At 32.7% G+C, this 17,234-nt stretch carries 17 protein-coding genes and 4 tRNA genes; 20 read left to right on the top strand and 1 reads right to left on the bottom strand.

Annotation, left to right across the window (positions count from 1 at the left end; genetic code table 11):
• The first annotated feature begins 2 nt into the window (after nucleotides 1–2).
• The 3 genes from IM755_RS00485 to IM755_RS00475 all read left to right on the top strand — a co-directional run bounded on the left by IM755_RS00485 (nucleotide 3) and on the right by IM755_RS00475 (nucleotide 5,062).
• The gene (locus IM755_RS00485) at nucleotides 3–1,628 is read left to right on the top strand and encodes a SusD/RagB family nutrient-binding outer membrane lipoprotein (protein ID WP_194093126.1); all 1,626 of its coding nucleotides are present in this window, start codon (nucleotides 3–5) and stop codon (nucleotides 1,626–1,628) included.
• Between the two features lie 90 nt (nucleotides 1,629–1,718).
• The gene (locus IM755_RS00480; protein ID WP_194093125.1) at nucleotides 1,719–3,614 is read left to right on the top strand and encodes a putative porin; all 1,896 of its coding nucleotides are present in this window, start codon (nucleotides 1,719–1,721) and stop codon (nucleotides 3,612–3,614) included.
• 86 nt (nucleotides 3,615–3,700) lie between these two features.
• Nucleotides 3,701–5,062, top strand: coding sequence for a pyridoxal-phosphate dependent enzyme (locus IM755_RS00475; RefSeq protein WP_194093124.1), 1,362 nt, complete (start codon nucleotides 3,701–3,703; stop codon nucleotides 5,060–5,062).
• A gap of 33 nt (nucleotides 5,063–5,095) precedes the next feature.
• On the opposite strand, the gene IM755_RS00470 is transcribed toward IM755_RS00475, so the two are convergent.
• Entirely contained in the window at nucleotides 5,096–6,784 is a 1,689-nt protein-coding gene (locus tag IM755_RS00470) for a GLPGLI family protein (protein ID WP_194093123.1), read from the bottom strand.
• 67 nt (nucleotides 6,785–6,851) lie between these two features.
• On the opposite strand from IM755_RS00470, the gene IM755_RS00465 reads away from it, so the two are divergent.
• The 17 genes from IM755_RS00465 (at nucleotide 6,852) to rplK (ending at nucleotide 17,224) form a co-directional block, all read left to right on the top strand.
• Nucleotides 6,852–8,120 carry a DUF2851 family protein gene (locus IM755_RS00465; RefSeq protein WP_194093122.1) on the top strand — a complete coding sequence of 423 codons (1,269 nt, stop codon included), beginning with the start codon at nucleotides 6,852–6,854 and terminating at the stop codon, nucleotides 8,118–8,120.
• A 28-nt stretch (nucleotides 8,121–8,148) separates the two neighbouring features.
• Complete coding sequence (locus IM755_RS00460; protein WP_194093121.1) at nucleotides 8,149–8,370, top strand: PspC domain-containing protein; 222 nt, start codon at nucleotides 8,149–8,151, stop codon at nucleotides 8,368–8,370.
• A 78-nt stretch (nucleotides 8,371–8,448) separates the two neighbouring features.
• Nucleotides 8,449–10,269, top strand: coding sequence for a sodium-dependent transporter (locus IM755_RS00455; RefSeq protein WP_194093120.1), 1,821 nt, complete (start codon nucleotides 8,449–8,451; stop codon nucleotides 10,267–10,269).
• On the top strand, nucleotides 10,266–10,421 hold the full coding sequence (locus tag IM755_RS00450; RefSeq protein WP_194093119.1) for a hypothetical protein: 156 nt from the start codon (nucleotides 10,266–10,268) through the stop codon (nucleotides 10,419–10,421). Before IM755_RS00455 ends, IM755_RS00450 begins: the two co-directional genes overlap by 4 nt.
• 12 nt (nucleotides 10,422–10,433) lie before the next feature.
• A complete protein-coding gene (locus IM755_RS00445; protein WP_026724880.1) occupies nucleotides 10,434–11,312 on the top strand; it encodes a ComEA family DNA-binding protein in 879 nt (292 codons plus the stop codon).
• Nucleotides 11,313–11,351: 39 nt separating this feature from the next.
• Entirely contained in the window at nucleotides 11,352–12,521 is a 1,170-nt protein-coding gene (locus tag IM755_RS00440) for an acyl-CoA dehydrogenase family protein (RefSeq protein ID WP_194093118.1), read from the top strand.
• Nucleotides 12,522–12,669: 148 nt separating this feature from the next.
• Nucleotides 12,670–12,864, top strand: coding sequence for a 30S ribosomal protein S21 (gene rpsU / locus IM755_RS00435; protein ID WP_026724878.1), 195 nt, complete (start codon nucleotides 12,670–12,672; stop codon nucleotides 12,862–12,864).
• A gap of 65 nt (nucleotides 12,865–12,929) precedes the next feature.
• Nucleotides 12,930–13,820 (top strand): tyrosine-type recombinase/integrase, encoded by an 891-nt coding sequence (locus tag IM755_RS00430; protein ID WP_194093117.1) that lies wholly within the window; start codon nucleotides 12,930–12,932, stop codon nucleotides 13,818–13,820.
• A gap of 33 nt (nucleotides 13,821–13,853) precedes the next feature.
• Complete coding sequence (gene hpf, locus IM755_RS00425; RefSeq protein WP_026724876.1) at nucleotides 13,854–14,156, top strand: ribosome hibernation-promoting factor, HPF/YfiA family; 303 nt, start codon at nucleotides 13,854–13,856, stop codon at nucleotides 14,154–14,156.
• A 92-nt stretch (nucleotides 14,157–14,248) separates the two neighbouring features.
• Nucleotides 14,249–14,322, top strand: a tRNA-Thr gene (locus IM755_RS00420).
• A gap of 32 nt (nucleotides 14,323–14,354) precedes the next feature.
• Nucleotides 14,355–14,436, top strand: a tRNA-Tyr gene (locus tag IM755_RS00415).
• A 71-nt stretch (nucleotides 14,437–14,507) separates the two neighbouring features.
• Nucleotides 14,508–14,579: transfer RNA gene (locus IM755_RS00410), tRNA-Thr, on the top strand.
• A 57-nt stretch (nucleotides 14,580–14,636) separates the two neighbouring features.
• A complete protein-coding gene (gene tuf / locus IM755_RS00405) occupies nucleotides 14,637–15,824 on the top strand; it encodes an elongation factor Tu (protein WP_194093116.1) in 1,188 nt (395 codons plus the stop codon).
• Nucleotides 15,825–15,876: 52 nt separating this feature from the next.
• Nucleotides 15,877–15,948 (top strand) — tRNA-Trp (locus tag IM755_RS00400).
• 15 nt (nucleotides 15,949–15,963) lie between these two features.
• Nucleotides 15,964–16,158 (top strand): preprotein translocase subunit SecE, encoded by a 195-nt coding sequence (gene secE / locus IM755_RS00395; RefSeq protein WP_194093115.1) that lies wholly within the window; start codon nucleotides 15,964–15,966, stop codon nucleotides 16,156–16,158.
• 10 nt (nucleotides 16,159–16,168) lie between these two features.
• Complete coding sequence (nusG, locus tag IM755_RS00390) at nucleotides 16,169–16,720, top strand: transcription termination/antitermination protein NusG (RefSeq protein WP_194093114.1); 552 nt, start codon at nucleotides 16,169–16,171, stop codon at nucleotides 16,718–16,720.
• 66 nt (nucleotides 16,721–16,786) lie between these two features.
• Entirely contained in the window at nucleotides 16,787–17,224 is a 438-nt protein-coding gene (gene rplK, locus IM755_RS00385) for a 50S ribosomal protein L11 (protein ID WP_026724872.1), read from the top strand.
• Nucleotides 17,225–17,234: the final 10 nt, after the last annotated feature.

The raw sequence follows: 17,234 nt of genomic DNA, 5'->3' as shown, positions 1-17,234 counted from the left end.
TTATGAAAAGAATAAAATTTTTAGTGCCTTTATTGGCCGTAATGATGTTTTCTTGTGATGATTATTTAGACATTAATGAAAGTCCTAATAATCCTCAGTATGAAGATGTAACTCCAAAGTTGTTATTGCCTGGTGCTCAGGTAAGTTCTGCTAGGGTTCAAATTATCACAGCAAATCAGTTGGGTAATGTTTTTATGAATTCTTGGACTCGTAACGTTCAATCATTCGGTAATGGTTTCGACAGAGAATTACAGTTGAACATTGACAACACTTTTTACAGTGGTATTTGGGATGGTTACTTCAGAGCGTTAAAGAACTTTGATGGTGTTATTAAATACCCAAATGCATCTGGAAAGTATGACTATTATGTAGCTATTGCAAAAATTTGTAAAGCTCACTATATGCAACAGATCGTTGACTTATATGGTGATTGTCCTTATACTGAAGCTTGGCAAGGTAATGATAACATTACTCCAGCTTATGATGATGATTATGCAATTTATCAAGATTTGATTGCTAATTTAGAGCAAGCTAGAGATTTAATTGCTAATGCAAATCCTGATCCTAATGTTACTGAAGAAGTTGCTACTGACGTTATGTTAGGGGGTGATATGGACAGATGGGTTGAATTCGCTAATACAATCGAATTAAGAATGTTATTAAGAATGTCTAATGTAACAGGAGCTCCTGCTACATATAGAGATACTAAATTAGCAGAAATTGCTGCTGGTCCATTCTTATCTGATAACGTAGCTATCAATCCTGGTTATAACAGCTCTACTGATGCTTCTGCTAACCCAGCATTCAATAACTTTGCTATTGATGTAACAGGTACTGCTAGATCTAACAGAACTTTCATCACTATGACTGGTCATGCTTACAAAGCATTACAAAGTTATGCTACAACTAATTACCCTGCTGCAGGTTCTCAAGAAATTGTTGCTGGTTCAGGTGTAAACTATCCAAACGTTACTGACCCTCGTTCAGCTCGTTTGTTTACAGCAGCTCCAAGTAATGCTAGAAGAGCAGTTAACCAAGGTAGTTCTTTAGTTGATGTAGGTGCTCCTACAACTACTTTCCCTGGTTTACCTTGTCGTTTAGGTTTAATTGGACACTTTAATCCTTATGCTATGGCTCCTAACCAAACTATTGATGAGTATTCAGCTATTGATAGTTATGTTATGACTTATTCAGAATCTTGTTTCTTACAAGCTGAAGCAGCAGTTCGTTATCCTGCTTTGTTCTCTAATGAACAATTCTGGTTTGACGAAGGTATTTATGAAGATTTTGCTATGAGAGTTGCTACAGTTGGAACTTATGTTACTACTATTAATACTAGACCATGGTTTGGTTTAGCTGCTTCAACTACATTTGATCAAAAAATTCATGCTATCATGTACCAAAAATGGGTTGCTTTAATGGGTATTAATGCTATTCAGTCTTATATTGATTATACTAGAACTGGTTATCCATTAACTCCATTAGCTTCTGTAGCTATTCAATCTCGTAAACCATATAGATTGGTTTACCCAGTTTCTGAATACGTTGCAAACTCTGCTAATGTACCTGCTATGACAGCTAATGATGCATTCGTAGTTAATTCATTGTCTCCATTCTGGTTACAATAATTAGTTAAATTTTATATAAAAGAGGTCGCACTTAGTGCGGCCTTTTTTTATTCCCTAATTTCTCATTACATTTGCTCATATTTTTATGTAATGAAGAATTATCTATCAATTTTCTTATTTTTTGTTTCTTGCTTTATTTTCTCCCAAGTTCAAGATGATACCGATTTATCAAAAGATCTTGTTAAGGGAAAAGACGTTAAGCCTTCTATAAATCTCTATAAAATATATACTTTAGAGAAAGATACTACCTATGCAGATACTTCAATGTCTTTAAAGAATGAGTATAAATACAATTACTTACGAAAAGATATTTTTGGGTTATTGCCTTTTGCTAATGAAGGTCATACTTATAATACTTTAAATTTTGGTTTAGTCCGTAAAAGTATTTTACCATCTTTTGGTTTTACTGCAAAACATTTTAATTTTTTAGAAGCAAGTGATATTAAATATTATTCTGTTCCTACACCTTTTACGGAACTCTATTATAAAACAGTTATGGAACAGGGACAGTCATTAGATGCTTTTTTGACTCTTAATACTAAGACTAATCTTAATTTTTCAATAGCTTATAAAGGATTGCGTTCTAATGGTAAATATATAAACAATATTTCAAGTGCCGGAAATTTCAGGTTTACGAGTAGTTATTTTACAAAAGATAAACGTTATTTCTTAAACAGTCATTTTACAGCTCAAGATATTTCTAATCAAGAGAATGGAGGTATTATTGATGTTTCACTTTTTGAGTCTAGTGAAGATCCTTATAATGAACGTGATCGCTTAGATGTTTATTTTAGAGATGCAACTTCTCTATTAAAGGGTAATCGTGTTTTTATTGATCATTCTTTTAAATTAAATAAAAGCAATCCAAATAGTTTGGTTTTTTCTCATCAATTTAGTTCAGAATATAAATTTTTTGAGTTTGTTCAAAAGACCCCAAGTGAGCGTTATGGTGATTCATTTTCCTCTACAATAAATAATAAAACACGTTTTAATACCTTATATAACAAATTTTGTGTAGGTTATAAAACTAAAAATTTTGGTAGTTTAGATTTCTTTATAGATGACACTAATTATAATTACTATTATAACAGTGTCGTTTATGGAAATTCAGGAAATATTATTGTGCCTAATTCTGTTTCGGATAGGATTAATATGGCTGGAGGAAATTATACTTATTTTGCAAATAACTTAATTGCTAAATTAGAAGTATCTCAAGCAATTACTAATCAATCCATTTCAAATATTGAGGCTTCTGCAAAATACACAGTTAATAATGACTATCAATTTGAATTTAATTATCAAAAATTAAATAGTCTACCAAATTTGAATTATACATTGTATCAAAGTAAATATATTGATTATAATTGGGCTAACAATTTCAAGAATGAAAAGCTTAATCAGTTTTCTTTCTCAGCTTTAACGAAATGGGTAAATGCTAGTGTTCAATACAAAGTATTGAACGATCATTTGTATTTTGATAATACTACAAATGATATAACAAAACTTACTGTTAAACCTGTTCAATACGATAAAACAATTAATTATTTATCAATAAACGCAAACAAAGAGATTAAGTTTTGGAAGTTTGGTTTAGATGTAACCCTTTTATATCAAAAAGTTGATCAATCTTCAGAAATTGTAAATGTGCCTGAATTAACTACAAGAAGTACATTATACTTCTCAGATCATGTTTTCAAAAAGGCGATGCTTTTGCAAACTGGAGTAACCTTTCAATATTTTTCTGAATATTTTGCCAACGATTATAATCCTTTAATTGGTGAGTTTTACGTGCAAAACGAGAAGAAAATAGGAAACTTTCCAATGTTTGATTTCTTTGTAAATGCAAGAATTAAACAAGCACGAATCTACTTAAAAGCAGAACATTTTAATTCGGCAATGACAGGATATAACTTTTATTCGGCTCCAAATTATCCTTATCGTGACTTTATGGTTCGATTTGGTTTAGAATGGAATTTCTTTAAATAGAATTTTATTTAAATTTCCCATTTTTAGTGTGTTTGCTTTATTTGTAAAATTCACACTATCTTTGCAAAATATTACAAATATCACAAATGAAATACGCAAAAAACATATTAGAAACTATTGGAAACACACCATTAGTGAAATTAAATAAAGTAACTGCTGAAGTGGATGCTTTAGTATTGGCTAAAGTAGAAACTTTTAATCCAGGAAATTCTGTTAAGGATAGAATGGCTGTAAAAATGATTGAAGATGCTGAAGCAGACGGTCGTTTAAAACCGGGAGGAACTATTATTGAAGGAACTTCAGGAAACACCGGAATGGGTTTAGCCTTGGCAGCAATTGTAAAAGGGTACAAATGTATTTTTGTGATTTCAGATAAGCAATCAAAAGAAAAATCAGATATTCTTCGTGCAGTTGGTGCAAAAGTAATCGTTTGTCCGACAGATGTAGAACCAACTGATCCACGTTCATACTATTCAGTTTCAAAAAAATTAGGAGAAGAAATTTCAAATTCTTGGTACGTAAATCAATACGATAATCCAAGTAACGCTATTGCACATTACGAACAAACGGGTCCAGAAATTTGGGAACAAACTGAAGGGAAAATTACACACTTTGTAGTTGGTGTTGGAACGGGTGGAACGATTTCTGGAACAGCTAAATATTTAAAAGAGAAAAATCCTAACATCAAAATTTGGGGAATTGATACCTATGGTTCGGTTTTTAAAAAATACCACGAAACTGGAATTTTTGATGAGAACGAAATCTATTCATACATAACTGAAGGAATCGGAGAAGATATTTTACCTAAGAACGTTGACTTTTCATTAATTGACGGATTTACAAAAGTTACTGATAAAGATGCAGCTGTCTATACAAGAAAAATCGCTTTAGAAGAAGGAATTTTTGTTGGAAACTCCGCTGGAGCTGCTGTAAAGGGTTTATTGCAGTTAAAAGAACACTTTGGTCCAGAAGATGTAGTTGTGGTCTTATTTCACGATTCTGGAAGCCGTTATGTTGGAAAGATGTTTAATGATGATTGGATGCGCGAAAGAGGTTTCCTTGAAGAAGAAATCACAAAAGCAGAAGATTTAATCAAAGAACATATCGAAAAACCATTAGTAATTGTGCGTACTGAAGAATTAGTTTCGCACGCTATCGAAAGAATGAGAAAATATAAAATCTCACAAATTCCAGTGGTTGATGTAAATGGATTTGTAGGTTCTGTTGATGAATCAGATTTATTCCAAAGTTATATAACCGATAAAAATACAGCGGAACGACCAATTCGTGAAGTAATGGGTAAACCATTTCCAATCGTAAAAATCGGAACGCCAGTTGAAGAAGTTTCTAAATTAATTACGAAAGAAAATCAAGCGGTATTAATTGATTTAGGAAACGGAAAACATCATATCATTACAAAACATGATATTATCAATTCAATAAAATAATTTTAAAAGGACGTTCAGCTGAACGTCCTTTTTTTATTCTCCTAGTAAAACTCCCGAAACATTCCAAGCACTAAAACTTCCGCCTTCGTTTGGGCCTTGAGGAATTTTTACTTGTATGGTATGCGTTCCTGCTTTCAAATCTCCTAATTCAATATAAATTGGATTCGTCGCTGTTCCTGGACACCAATTCGAACGACTCAAATCGGAAGAAGACAATCCATCATTAAAATTTCCTGAGGCTGGATTGAATAATCGATAACCACCACAATCTTGACGCCATGGAATGAACGAAAAAACTTCTTTTCCGTTTAAAATAATGGTGTTTTTCTTTGGTACAAATTCGTCGCCGTTTTCCCAACCTCCATGACCGGTGGTGATGTAGCGCAGTTTCGCATTTTTGATTTCTTTATCTAGCGCGAAAGTAATTTCCAATCCTTTTTCATGATTGAACATCGTTGCATATTCTTGTCCAGCCATTTCCATTACGTTTGTCGTATTAAATAACGGAATAGAAACGTTGGTTTTGTCTAATGAACTTTCGCTCGGATTAATCGTAATATTCATTGAGATTTTATGTCCGCCTTTATCGTAATTACCAATAAAAGTTCCTACATAAACCGTTTTTCCTGATAAATTAGGTTTTAAATCAGTAATATCCATTCGGTACGGAACAATTTCGTGCCACGTTTTGTTTTTCAACTGAATGTAATTGTATTGTTTAATTCCAAAAGGTGTAAAAAATCGCATCAATTCAATTATTGGAGAAAATTCTTTTGTAGCCACAACACCTTGATATTGTTTTCCATTTCCGTTTTCATAAATTGGCAATGTTTTACTCCCGTTTTGCAAACCATCTAAAAATGATTGCTTCTTATCTTGCGGAATCACAAAAACCGACCCCGTTCTGTCATATGCATCACCATTGGATTGTTCTGTTAAATCTAAAAAGACTAAATCTCCTTTTCTAATTTCTGGAAAAGTGATTTTTTTCAAGATAATAGTTCCATTGGCAAATCGTAAAATGCTATCATTCGATTTAGAAGCATCTGAAAAATTGATGATTTCATTTTCAAAAACTTTTATAGCTGTAAAACGGCTTTTCCAAACCAAATCTTTATAAGTCAATCCATCTAAAATAGGACTATTTGTAGTGCTGTTTTGCAAAATCAAACTTGGACTAACCGATTTTATTTTCTCTATTTTAGTAGCCGATATCACAAAGTTTCCATTGCGAACCATTTCCAAAACCAATCCAATATTTTGACCTAATGTCGTTGGTGCGCCTTTCACTTGTAATTCATTCGTGTACCAAAGTTCAATGGTGTTGGAATTAATTATCGTTTTTGCTTTTTGGCATTTGTAACCTAAAATTGTTTTAGTATCCGGTAAAAACTCGAAGTTTTGTTTTGCCAACGAAAGACTATCAACTGTAGTAACCGATTTCTCTTTTTTGAGTTGAGTAACCTGAACAATTTTATTTTCAGAACGATTGATTAACGTTTGTTCGAAGGGAAATTCCGCTTTTCCAGAATTCATTTTTTCAGAAGTAACTAAAGTTTCCGTTGGATTCGTAAAAACAAAAATCGCATCTTGATTTTCTATTAGCTTTCCGTTTGAACTTCTATTATAGGTTATTTTGAATCCTTTTGGTGGTTTTGCATTAGTTTGAGATTGAGCAAATGTAAAAAGGCTTAATAATGTGATGGTTATAAATTTTTTCATAAAAGTTGGGTTGTTCAGCAAATATAATTTTTTTATCTTTGTTTTTCAATTATATACGCCATACAGAATGAAAGAAGATTTTTTGCACCATGTGTGGCAATTCAAGAAATTTGATATTGCCAATTTAAAAACTACAAAAGGAGAGTCGATTCTGATTGTCAATTCAGGTCAATATTTACAACTTGCTGGACCTGATTTTTTTAATGCGCAATTGATTATCGGAAATCAAAAATGGGCTGGAAATGTAGAAATACATCTCAAGTCATCAGATTGGTATGTGCACAATCACGAGAAAGATTCCAATTATGATTCCGTTATTTTACATGTCGTTTGGGAGTATGATGTGCCTATTTTTAGAAAAGATAATTCAGAAATTCCAACAGTAGAACTTAAGGAATATGTTGCCCTTTCGGATTTGCATAAATATCAATCTTTAATCAGTCAAAAGTCTTGGATTTATTGTGAAAATGAAATTCAAAATGTAGATGAATTTATCTTTAAAAATTGGCAAGAGCGCTTATTTTTTGAGCGTTTAGAACGAAAATCGCAGCTGATTTTTGAATTAGCGGAAACTTCTAATCAAGATTGGGAAGCGGTTTTGTTTTGTCTTTTGGCTAAAAACTTCGGATTAAATACCAATGGTGAAATATTTTATAAAGTTGCTAAATCCATTCCGTTTTCTGTTGTTCGAAAAGAATCTTATTCTTTGGAATCAGTAGAATCTTTATTATTAGGTCAAGCAAATTTGCTTTCTCATGATTTTGAAGATAGTTACGCGAAACAACTGCAAAAATCATATGCATACTTGATTCAAAAATATCAATTGCATGAAAAAGTAGTTGGTTCGGTGGAATTTTTCAAGCATCGACCCGATAATTTTCCTACGATTCGGTTGGTGCAATTGGCAAATTTGTATTTTCATCGAAAGAATCTTTTTTCTTTGGTTATGAATTGTAGTTCTATAAATGAATTATATCAGGTTTTTAGCGTTGGTGTCAGTCAATATTGGGAAACACATTATAATTTGGATAAAGAAAGTTCTAAAAAGATGAAAAAACTTTCCAAGTCATTTATAGATTTATTGGTTATAAATACAATTATTCCGCTTCGATTTGCTTATGCTAGAAGCCAGCAAAAAGAAATCACACAGAAATTAATTGATTTAGCGATTAGAATTCCTTCGGAACAAAATGTGATTATTGAGAAGTTTGAAGTTTTAGAAATACGTTCTAAAAATGTATATGAATCTCAAGCTTTATTGGAATTAAAAAAGAATTACTGCGATTATAAAAAGTGTTTGGATTGCGCAATCGGACATTTTATTCTTAAAAAATAATCGTATTTTTGAAAAAAAATATTTAAAAATGGTCCAAAACCTATTACATTTTTTTGAAAAACATGGATTTTTTGTAGCCTCTCGTTTGGCTGATAGATTAGGTATGCGTGCTACAAATGTTCGCTTGTTTTTCATTTATATATCTTTTGTAACAGTAGGTTTGGGATTTGGATTGTATCTTACTTTGGCTTTTCTTTTAAAGTTAAAAGACATGATAAAAACTAAAAGAAGTTCAGTTTTTGACTTATAAAATTTCATTAAGTGTAAGTTTTATTTGAATTTTAGATACTTTTCTTATCTTTGAGGCTTTAACAACCAATAAAATTATATGGCAGCAAAAGTAGAAGCGTGGGGTTCACGCGTAGGGCTTATCTTGGCTATGGCTGGAAATGCTGTTGGGTTGGGAAACTTTTTAAGATTTCCAGTTCAAGCAGTTCAAAATGGTGGAGGAGCTTTTATTATTCCTTATTTAGTTTGTTTTTTATTAATGGGTATTCCATTATTGTTGATTGAATGGTCAACTGGTCGTTTTGGTGGGAAATTTGGTAATCACAGTACCCCTTATATTTTGGATACAATGGCTAAAGGTCGTATTTGGAAGTATATCGGAGTATTTGGAATTTTTACTAACATTGCTGTAGCGGCTTATTATTGTTACATTGAATCTTGGACAATGTCTTATGTTTACCACTCTATTGTTGGAACATTTGACGGAATGAGTCAAGCAGATGTTGCAGGATTTTTTAATTCTTATGTAGATATTTCTCAATCTACAACTGGAATTCCATACGAAGCTGTTATCTTTTACATTCTTTGTTTATTATTAAATACTTGGATTTTATCTAAAGGTTTAGGAGGAATCGAAAAAGTTGCTAAAATTGGTATGCCATTATTGATTTTATTCGGTGTTATTTTAGCCGTAAGAGGTGTTACTTTAGGAACTAGCGGTGCTTCAGATATTTTTCCAAATGCAAATGCATGGGATGGTTTAAATTTCTTATGGACGCCACAATTTGATTCATTGGCAAATCCTAAAGTTTGGCTAGCTGCTGCAGGTCAAATTTTCTTTACGCTTTCTGTGGGTATGGGAACAATTCACTGTTACGCAGCTTATTTAAAAGAAAAAGATGATGTGGCATTAAATGCAGTTTCTGCCGGATTCATGAATGAGTTCGTTGAAGTGGTTTTAGGTTCTTTAATTGTTATTCCAATTGCTGCTGGATACTTAGGATTAGATTGGGTTATTCAAAATGCAGGTTTTGGTATGGCTTTCCAAACAATGCCTTATTTGTTCCAACAATGGGGTGGTGTTTTAGCTATCTTAGCAGGGGTTTTTTGGTTCGGACTTTTATTCTTTGCCGGAATTACTTCTTCATTAGCAATGGGAACTCCATGGATGGGATTCATGTCAGATGAATTTGGTTGGTCTAAAAATAAAGGAGCATGGTCTTTTGGAGCTTTAGCTTTAATTATGGGATTGCCAACGGTTATTTTCTATAATCAAGGAGTTTTTGATCAATACGATTATTGGGCAGGAACGGTGAGTTTAGTTGTTTTTGCTTTCTTAGAAACAGTGTTGTTTTCATATATTTTCGGAATCAATAGAGGTTGGGAGGAAATTAACAAAGGTGCTGATATCAAATTGCCTAAATTCTTTAAATATGTAATTTTGATTATTACGCCATTATTATTAGGTGCTGTTTTAGTAACAAGTATACCAGATTGGGCGAATCAAATTCAAAATAAAGACACCAATAATAAAGAATGGTTTGCTGATAATTATTTCGCTGAAAACTTCGAAGGATCAGGTACTGTTTCTGGAAAAGTTGTTGAAGTAAAATCAGATTATGTAAAATTTGAATTTGAAAACGAAAGAAAGAAATTTGATAAAGTAACAAATCAAGTTCTTGTTGAAAAATTCAATGATACAAAAGAGTATAAATTTGATGGAAGTTTAAATCAAGAAGCTATTGTAAAAGTTGGTGATGTTATCAAACCTGGTGACGCAATTGCAAAAGGTGATTTTACAAACAATACATTGTACAAGTTTATTGGAAGAATGTTATTATTAACGCTTTTTGTGTTTATTTCTATAATTGTTTACGTTGCTTATAAGAAACGTGTTAAAGAAGGGAGGGCTACATTATGAATTCAGCAGCATTAATTACAATGGTTTTGGCGCAAGGAACTGTTATTTGTTTAACAGGATTCTTTTTCTATAAAGTTTTAACTACACCTCCAAGTCAAGAACCTGATTCTTTCTCGGATAATGATGAAGAATCTGTTAGAAAAAACGATTAATTTTTTTTCAAAATGAATAAATTAAAATCCTACTTCCTGTTTTCAAGAGAACACAGAAGTGGGATTTTTTTGTTGTTTGCAATTATTATTTTGGTTCAATTAGGTTATTTTTTTCTAAAAGATAATTTTGTTTCTACTAACAATGCTTCAGAAGATAAAGCTTGGTTGTTAGTTCAAAATGAAATTGATAGCTTAAAATACCTTCAATCAACAAAAAAAGATACAATTTATCCTTTTAATCCAAATTACATTACCGATTATAAAGGGTATAAATTAGGAATGTCAATTCAGGAAATTGATCGTCTACACGCTTATCGTAAAAAGGGAAAATTTGTAAATTCTGCCGAAGAGTTTCAACAAGTAACAAAGGTTTCTAATGTTTTTTTGGCAAAAGTTAGTCCTTACTTCAAATTTCCAGATTGGGTAAAAAACAAAACCAATGTCACTTCAGAAAAGTTTCACAAGTTTTTGCCAAAGGAAAAAGAAAAGATTGTTCAAAAAGATATCAATAGTGCAACAAGAGAAGATTTAATTGCGGTTTATGGTATCGGAGAAAAATTAGCAGATAAGATTTTACAAGAGAAAGAGAAGTTAGGATGCTTTGTTAGTATGGAGCAATTTCAATTTATATGGGGAATTAGTCCAGAAGCTTTAGCGGATTTAGAAAAACAATTTGTTGTAAAAACTCAAAATGGAATAAAGAAAATTGCAATCAATGATTTGTCTCAGAAAGAATTGGCAAAATTTCCCTTTTTCAATTATGCGTTAGCTAAAGAAATTGTCATCTATAGAACTATGAATAATGGTATTAAGAATATTGATGATTTAACAAAAATTAAGGGAATGCCTAACGAAAAAATAAAAATAATCGCCTTATATTTGGATTTTTAAAAATATTACCAATAAAACAACCTATACAATTACAGATTTATGAATTCAATGTATTTCACAGAAGAACACGAATTATTCAGACAAAGTTTTAGAGATTTTTTACATAAAGAAGTGGTGCCTCACATTGAAAAATGGGAAAAAACAGGAACTATTGAGCGTTTTATTTGGGAAAAATTTGGAGAAATGGGCTTCTTTGGATTGAATTATCCTGAAGCGTATGGCGGAATGAATTTAGATTTATTCTACACTGTTATATTTTTAGAAGAACTTCAAAAAGTGAAATCTTCTGGTTTTGCTGCAGCTATGTGGGCGCATGCTTATTTAGCAATGACGCATTTAAATGCAGAAGGTGATGAAAGAATCAAACAAGAATATTTAGCACCAAGTATTGCAGGTAAAAAAATCGGAGCTTTATGTATTACAGAACCATTCGGTGGAAGTGATGTTGCAGGAATGCGAACTAATGCAGTAAGAAATGGTGATAAATTTGTAATTAATGGTTCTAAAACATTTATTACAAATGGGGTTTATGCTGATTACTACGTCGTAGCAGCTAAAACCAATCCAGAATTAGGTAATAAAGGAATCAGTATCTTTTTGGTAGATGCAAAAACACCAGGTATCTCAGCAACTAAATTAGATAAATTGGGTTGGAGGGCATCAGATACGGCAGAGCTTGCATTTGATAACGTGGAGATTCCATTAGAAAACTTAATGGGTGAAGAAGGGAAAGGTTTTCCGTATATCATGCAACATTTTGCTTTAGAACGTTTAATTATGGCAATCAATGCTCACGCAAGAGCGGAATATGCAATTGAGTACACTATTGAATATATGTCGCAACGTGAAGCTTTTGGAAGTACAATTAATAAATTTCAAGCACTGAGACATACAATGGTTGAGCATGCTACAGAAGTGGAACATTGTAAAATATTTAATTACGCAGCTGTAGCAAGATTAAATAAAGGAGAATATGTGGTTAAAGAAGCTACAATGGCAAAATTAAAATCGACTAAAGTTGCAGATTTAGCAATTTATGATTGCTTACAAATGTTAGGAGGTTATGGCTATATGGAAGAGTATCCGTTAGCGCGTTTGTTGAGAGATAGTCGTTTAGGTCCAATTGGTGGAGGAACTTCTGAAATTTTAAAAGAAATTTTATCAAAAATGATAATTGATAATCAGAATTACAAACCTGCGGTTAAATAAATTAAGCAAATAACGTTGAACTCCTGTCTAAATAGATAGGAGTTCTTGTTTTATAAAGTTTTTTCTTTAAAAGATTGACAAATAGTTGTTTTGTAATTGAAAAATAATTTCTACATTTGCACCCTTAACGAGAGGAGGTGTCTATATTATGTTAATTATACCAATTAAAGACGGAGAAAATATCGATAGAGCATTAAAGCGCTATAAAAGAAAATTTGATAAAACAGGAACTGTTCGTCAGTTACGTGCACGTCAAGCTTTCATTAAGCCATCTGTTGTAAACAGAGCTAAGATCCAAAAAGCATCTTACATTCAAGGATTAAGAGACGCATTAGAGAGTTAATTTTTTGAATAAACTATATCAACCGCTAACTAATAAAGTGTAACTTTGTTATTAGCGGTTTTTTTATGGCTACAAATCTACAAGCATATCAGGATTATTTGGTTAAAGAGAAAAATTATTCTCCTTTAACGGTTCGAGCGTATTTAGATGATATCAATTCGTTTCAAGAGTATCTTAAAAAACAATCTATAAATCTTGAAGAAGTTGTTTATCCAAATGTTCGAAATTGGATAGTAATTTTAGTAGAACAAAATCTTTCAACAACTTCTGTTAATCGAAAAATTTCAGCATTAAAATCGTATTATAAATTTCTATTAAAAGTAAAGCAGATTACGGTAAATCCTTTACTAAAGCACAAATCGTTAAAAACAGCAAAAAAAGTTCAAATTCCATTTTCGGAAAAAGAATTACAAGATGTTTTTTCGGATAATGATTATTCGAGTGATTTTGAGGGAATTCGAAATCGATTGGTGATTGAGCTTTTTTATACAACGGGAATTCGTAGGGCTGAGTTGATAAATTTAAAGTTGAATAGCGTAAACGAAATTCAAAAAACAATTCGTGTTGTTGGGAAAAGAAACAAAGAGCGGATTATTCCAATGTTGGATTGTACGTTAAATTTGATTAAACACTATAAAGAACAACGAAATCATTTAGAGGTAATTAAGGATAAGGAGATGTTAATTTTATCTAAAACCGGAAATAAAGTGAGTGAATCGTTTGTGTATCGATTAATAAATGATTACTTTAGTACTGTCTCGAAAAAAGAAAAAAAGAGTCCACACGTTCTTAGGCATTCATTTGCAACGCATTTGTTGAATAATGGAGCCGATTTAAATTCCGTAAAAGAGTTATTAGGTCACGCTAGTTTGTCGTCCACTCAGATATACACACACAGTAGTTTGGCTGAATTAAAAAAAGTATATCAAGAGGCACATCCAAGGAGTAAAAAATAATTCGATTGTATAACCATTTTAATTAACAGAATTATGAAAGTTAATGTGCAAGCAGTAAATTTTAATGTAGACAGAAAATTGGTAGATTTCATTCAAGAAAGAATGGATAAGTTGGAAAAGTATTATGATAAAATAGTATCGGCAGAAGTTTTTTTAAGACTTGAAAATACCAGTGATAAAGAAAATAAAACGGTTGAAATTAAAATTATAGTTCCAGGTGATGATTTTCTGGTAAAAAAAACAGCAAAAAGTTTTGAAGAAGGTGTTGATTTGTCTGTAGATTCATTGGAGAGAGTTATTGTTAAAAGAAAAGAAAAATTAAGAGCGCATTCATAAAAAGAAAAAAAACATAAAAAATGTTTTGATTCAAAAATAAATTATATACATTTGCAGTCCGTTAGAAATAGCGGACTTTTTATATTTAAGTTGCCGGTGTAGCTCAGCTGGCTAGAGCAGCTGATTTGTAATCAGCAGGTCGTGGGTTCGAGTCCCTCCATCGGCTCAAAGTTATAAGCGACTTAATATAAAAGGTTTGGGGAGATACTCAAGCGGCCAACGAGGGCGGACTGTAAATCCGCTGACTACGTCTTCGCAGGTTCGAATCCTGCTCTCCCCACGAGATTTTGAATTTAGAGAGAAGGATTTGGTTTTTCTGAATTCTGATGGCTAACTTCTGAATACACAAAAGCCGGTGTAGCTCAGGGGTAGAGTGCTTCCTTGGTAAGGAAGAGGTCACGGGTTCAATTCCCGTCATTGGCTCTTAAGAAAGTTTATTTTTTGAACACTAATATATAACTAAGATTAAATTATTAAATCATGGCAAAAGAAACCTTTGATCGTTCGAAGCCCCATTTAAATATTGGAACTATCGGACACGTTGACCACGGTAAAACTACATTAACAGCTGCAATTACTAAAGTATTAGCTGATGCTGGTTTATCAGAAGCAAAATCATTTGATCAAATTGATAATGCTCCAGAAGAAAAAGAAAGAGGTATTACTATTAATACATCTCACGTAGAATATTCTACAGCTAACCGTCACTACGCTCACGTTGACTGTCCAGGTCACGCGGATTACGTTAAGAACATGGTTACAGGTGCTGCTCAAATGGACGGTGCTATCTTAGTAGTTGCTGCTACAGATGGTCCTATGCCACAAACAAGAGAGCACATCCTTTTAGGTCGTCAAGTAGGTGTGCCTAGAATGGTTGTATTCATGAACAAAGTGGATATGGTTGATGATGCTGAATTATTAGAATTAGTAGAAATGGAAATCAGAGATTTATTATCTTTCTATCAGTATGATGGTGATAATGGTCCTGTTGTTCAAGGTTCTGCTTTAGGAGCTTTAAATGGTGAGCCAAAATGGGTTGATACAGTTTTAGCTTTAATGGAAGCTGTTGATAACTGGATTGAATTACCGGCTCGTGATGTTGATAAGCCATTCTTGATGCCAGTTGAGGACGTATTTACAATTACTGGTCGTGGAACTGTTGCTACAGGTCGTATCGAAACAGGAGTTGCTAATACAGGAGATGCAGTTGAAATCATCGGTATGGGAGCTGATAAATTAACTTCTACTATTACAGGAGTTGAGATGTTCCGTAAAATCCTTGATAGAGGTGAGGCTGGAGATAACGTAGGTTTATTATTAAGAGGTATCGCTAAAGAAGATATCAAAAGAGGAATGGTTATCATTAAGCCAGGATCTGTTAAACCACACGCTCACTTCAAAGCTGAGGTGTATATCTTGAAAAAAGAAGAAGGTGGACGTCACACTCCATTCCACAATAACTACCGTCCACAGTTCTACGTACGTACAACTGATGTAACTGGTACTATTTCTTTACCGGCTGGTGTAGAGATGGTTATGCCTGGTGATAACTTAACAATTGATGTTCAATTATTAAGCCCTATCGCATTATCAGTAGGTTTACGTTTCGCTATCCGTGAGGGTGGTAGAACAGTAGGTGCTGGTCAGGTTACTGAAATTTTAGACTAATTATAAGTCGAATAATAATTAAACCAGCAGTTCGCTGCTGGTTTTTTAACAAACGGGCGTAGTACAAGGGCTAGTATAGTGGTCTCCAAAACCATTGATGGGGGTTCGAATCCCTCCGCCCGTGCAAATAAAGATTAAAATGACAAAAGTAGTTAATTACATATCTGAAGCATTTCATGAATTGAAAACAAATGTTACTTGGCCAGTTTGGGCTGACGTTCAACGTTTGACAATTATTGTGGCTGTGTTTTCTGTTGTTTTCGCCTTGCTAACATGGGGTGTTGATGAATTATTCGTAAAAGCTCTTGAAGGTTTTTTTAACATTTTAAAATAGTACTTACGGTATGGCTGATAATAATGTTAATAAATGGTATGTGGTAAGAGCTGTAAGTGGTCAAGAAAACAAAGTTAAGGCTTACATTGAAACTGAGACGGCTAGATTAGGTATGTCTGATTATATTTCTCAAGTCCTTGTTCCTACTGAAAAAGTAGTTCAAGTTAGGGATGGGAAAAAAATAGCTAAGGATAAAGTATATTTTCCTGGTTATATTATGATTGAAGCTAACTTAACTGGTGAGATTCCTCATATCATTAAATCAATTCCTGGAGTTATCGGTTTTTTAGGAGAAACTAAAGGAGGGGATGCTGTGCCATTAAGACAATCTGAAGTAAACAGAATGTTAGGTAAAGTTGATGAGTTGTCTATTAAAGTGGATAGTGTTGCTATTCCATACGCTGTTGGTGAGACAGTAAAAGTAGTAGATGGTCCGTTCAATGGTTTCAATGGAACTATTGAGAAAGTAAATGAAGAAAAGCGTAAACTTGAAGTAATGGTTAAAATTTTCGGAAGAAAAACTCCATTAGAATTGAGTTTTATGCAAGTTGAAAAAGTATAATTTTCGTTACATATATAAATCACATCAATCGCTTCCAATTGATAGATGTGCTAAATTTTTTTAAAAATGGCAAAAGAAGTTAGTAAAGTAGTTAAACTACAAGTTAAGGGAGGTGCTGCGAATCCATCGCCACCGGTTGGACCTGCTTTGGGGGCTGCTGGGGTTAACATCATGGAGTTCTGTAAGCAATTTAATGCTAGAACACAAGATAAACCTGGCAAAGTTTTACCAGTACAAATTACTGTGTATAAAGACAAGTCTTTTGACTTTGTTGTTAAAACGCCACCTGCTGCAATTCAATTATTAGAAGCAGCAAAATTAAAGTCTGGTTCAGGGCAACCTAACCGTAAAAAAGTAGCAAATGTTACTTGGGATCAAATTAGAACTATTGCTGAAGACAAAATGGCAGATTTAAACGCTTTCGAAATCGAAAAAGCGATGAGTATGATTGCTGGAACAGCTAGATCTATGGGTATAACAGTAACAGGAAATGCTCCTTTTTAATCTCTAAAAA

The sequence above is a fragment of the Flavobacterium proteolyticum genome, assembly GCF_015223105.1.
Classification (GTDB): domain Bacteria; phylum Bacteroidota; class Bacteroidia; order Flavobacteriales; family Flavobacteriaceae; genus Flavobacterium; species Flavobacterium proteolyticum.
Note: the sequence above shows the minus strand (reverse complement) of the source record. Positions and strands in the feature narration are given on the sequence as shown.

What these genes read in the sequence shown, in the direction of transcription:
- IM755_RS00480 (WP_194093125.1), top strand. Translation starts at nt 1,719, where the DNA reads ATGAAGAATTATCTATCAATTTTCTTATTTTTTGTTTCTTGCTTTATT.
- rpsU (WP_026724878.1), top strand. Translation starts at nt 12,670, where the DNA reads ATGTTAATTATACCAATTAAAGACGGAGAAAATATCGATAGAGCATTA.
- IM755_RS00450 (WP_194093119.1), top strand. Translation starts at nt 10,266, where the DNA reads ATGAATTCAGCAGCATTAATTACAATGGTTTTGGCGCAAGGAACTGTT.
- IM755_RS00440 (WP_194093118.1), top strand. Translation starts at nt 11,352, where the DNA reads ATGAATTCAATGTATTTCACAGAAGAACACGAATTATTCAGACAAAGT.
- IM755_RS00465 (WP_194093122.1), top strand. Translation starts at nt 6,852, where the DNA reads ATGAAAGAAGATTTTTTGCACCATGTGTGGCAATTCAAGAAATTTGAT.
- rplK (WP_026724872.1), top strand. Translation starts at nt 16,787, where the DNA reads ATGGCAAAAGAAGTTAGTAAAGTAGTTAAACTACAAGTTAAGGGAGGT.
- IM755_RS00460 (WP_194093121.1), top strand. Translation starts at nt 8,149, where the DNA reads ATGGTCCAAAACCTATTACATTTTTTTGAAAAACATGGATTTTTTGTA.
- IM755_RS00430 (WP_194093117.1), top strand. Translation starts at nt 12,930, where the DNA reads ATGGCTACAAATCTACAAGCATATCAGGATTATTTGGTTAAAGAGAAA.
- IM755_RS00445 (WP_026724880.1), top strand. Translation starts at nt 10,434, where the DNA reads ATGAATAAATTAAAATCCTACTTCCTGTTTTCAAGAGAACACAGAAGT.
- tuf (WP_194093116.1), top strand. Translation starts at nt 14,637, where the DNA reads ATGGCAAAAGAAACCTTTGATCGTTCGAAGCCCCATTTAAATATTGGA.
- IM755_RS00485 (WP_194093126.1), top strand. Translation starts at nt 3, where the DNA reads ATGAAAAGAATAAAATTTTTAGTGCCTTTATTGGCCGTAATGATGTTT.
- IM755_RS00455 (WP_194093120.1), top strand. Translation starts at nt 8,449, where the DNA reads ATGGCAGCAAAAGTAGAAGCGTGGGGTTCACGCGTAGGGCTTATCTTG.
- nusG (WP_194093114.1), top strand. Translation starts at nt 16,169, where the DNA reads ATGGCTGATAATAATGTTAATAAATGGTATGTGGTAAGAGCTGTAAGT.
- IM755_RS00475 (WP_194093124.1), top strand. Translation starts at nt 3,701, where the DNA reads ATGAAATACGCAAAAAACATATTAGAAACTATTGGAAACACACCATTA.
- IM755_RS00470 (WP_194093123.1), bottom strand. Translation starts at nt 6,784, where the DNA reads ATGAAAAAATTTATAACCATCACATTATTAAGCCTTTTTACATTTGCT.
- secE (WP_194093115.1), top strand. Translation starts at nt 15,964, where the DNA reads ATGACAAAAGTAGTTAATTACATATCTGAAGCATTTCATGAATTGAAA.
- hpf (WP_026724876.1), top strand. Translation starts at nt 13,854, where the DNA reads ATGAAAGTTAATGTGCAAGCAGTAAATTTTAATGTAGACAGAAAATTG.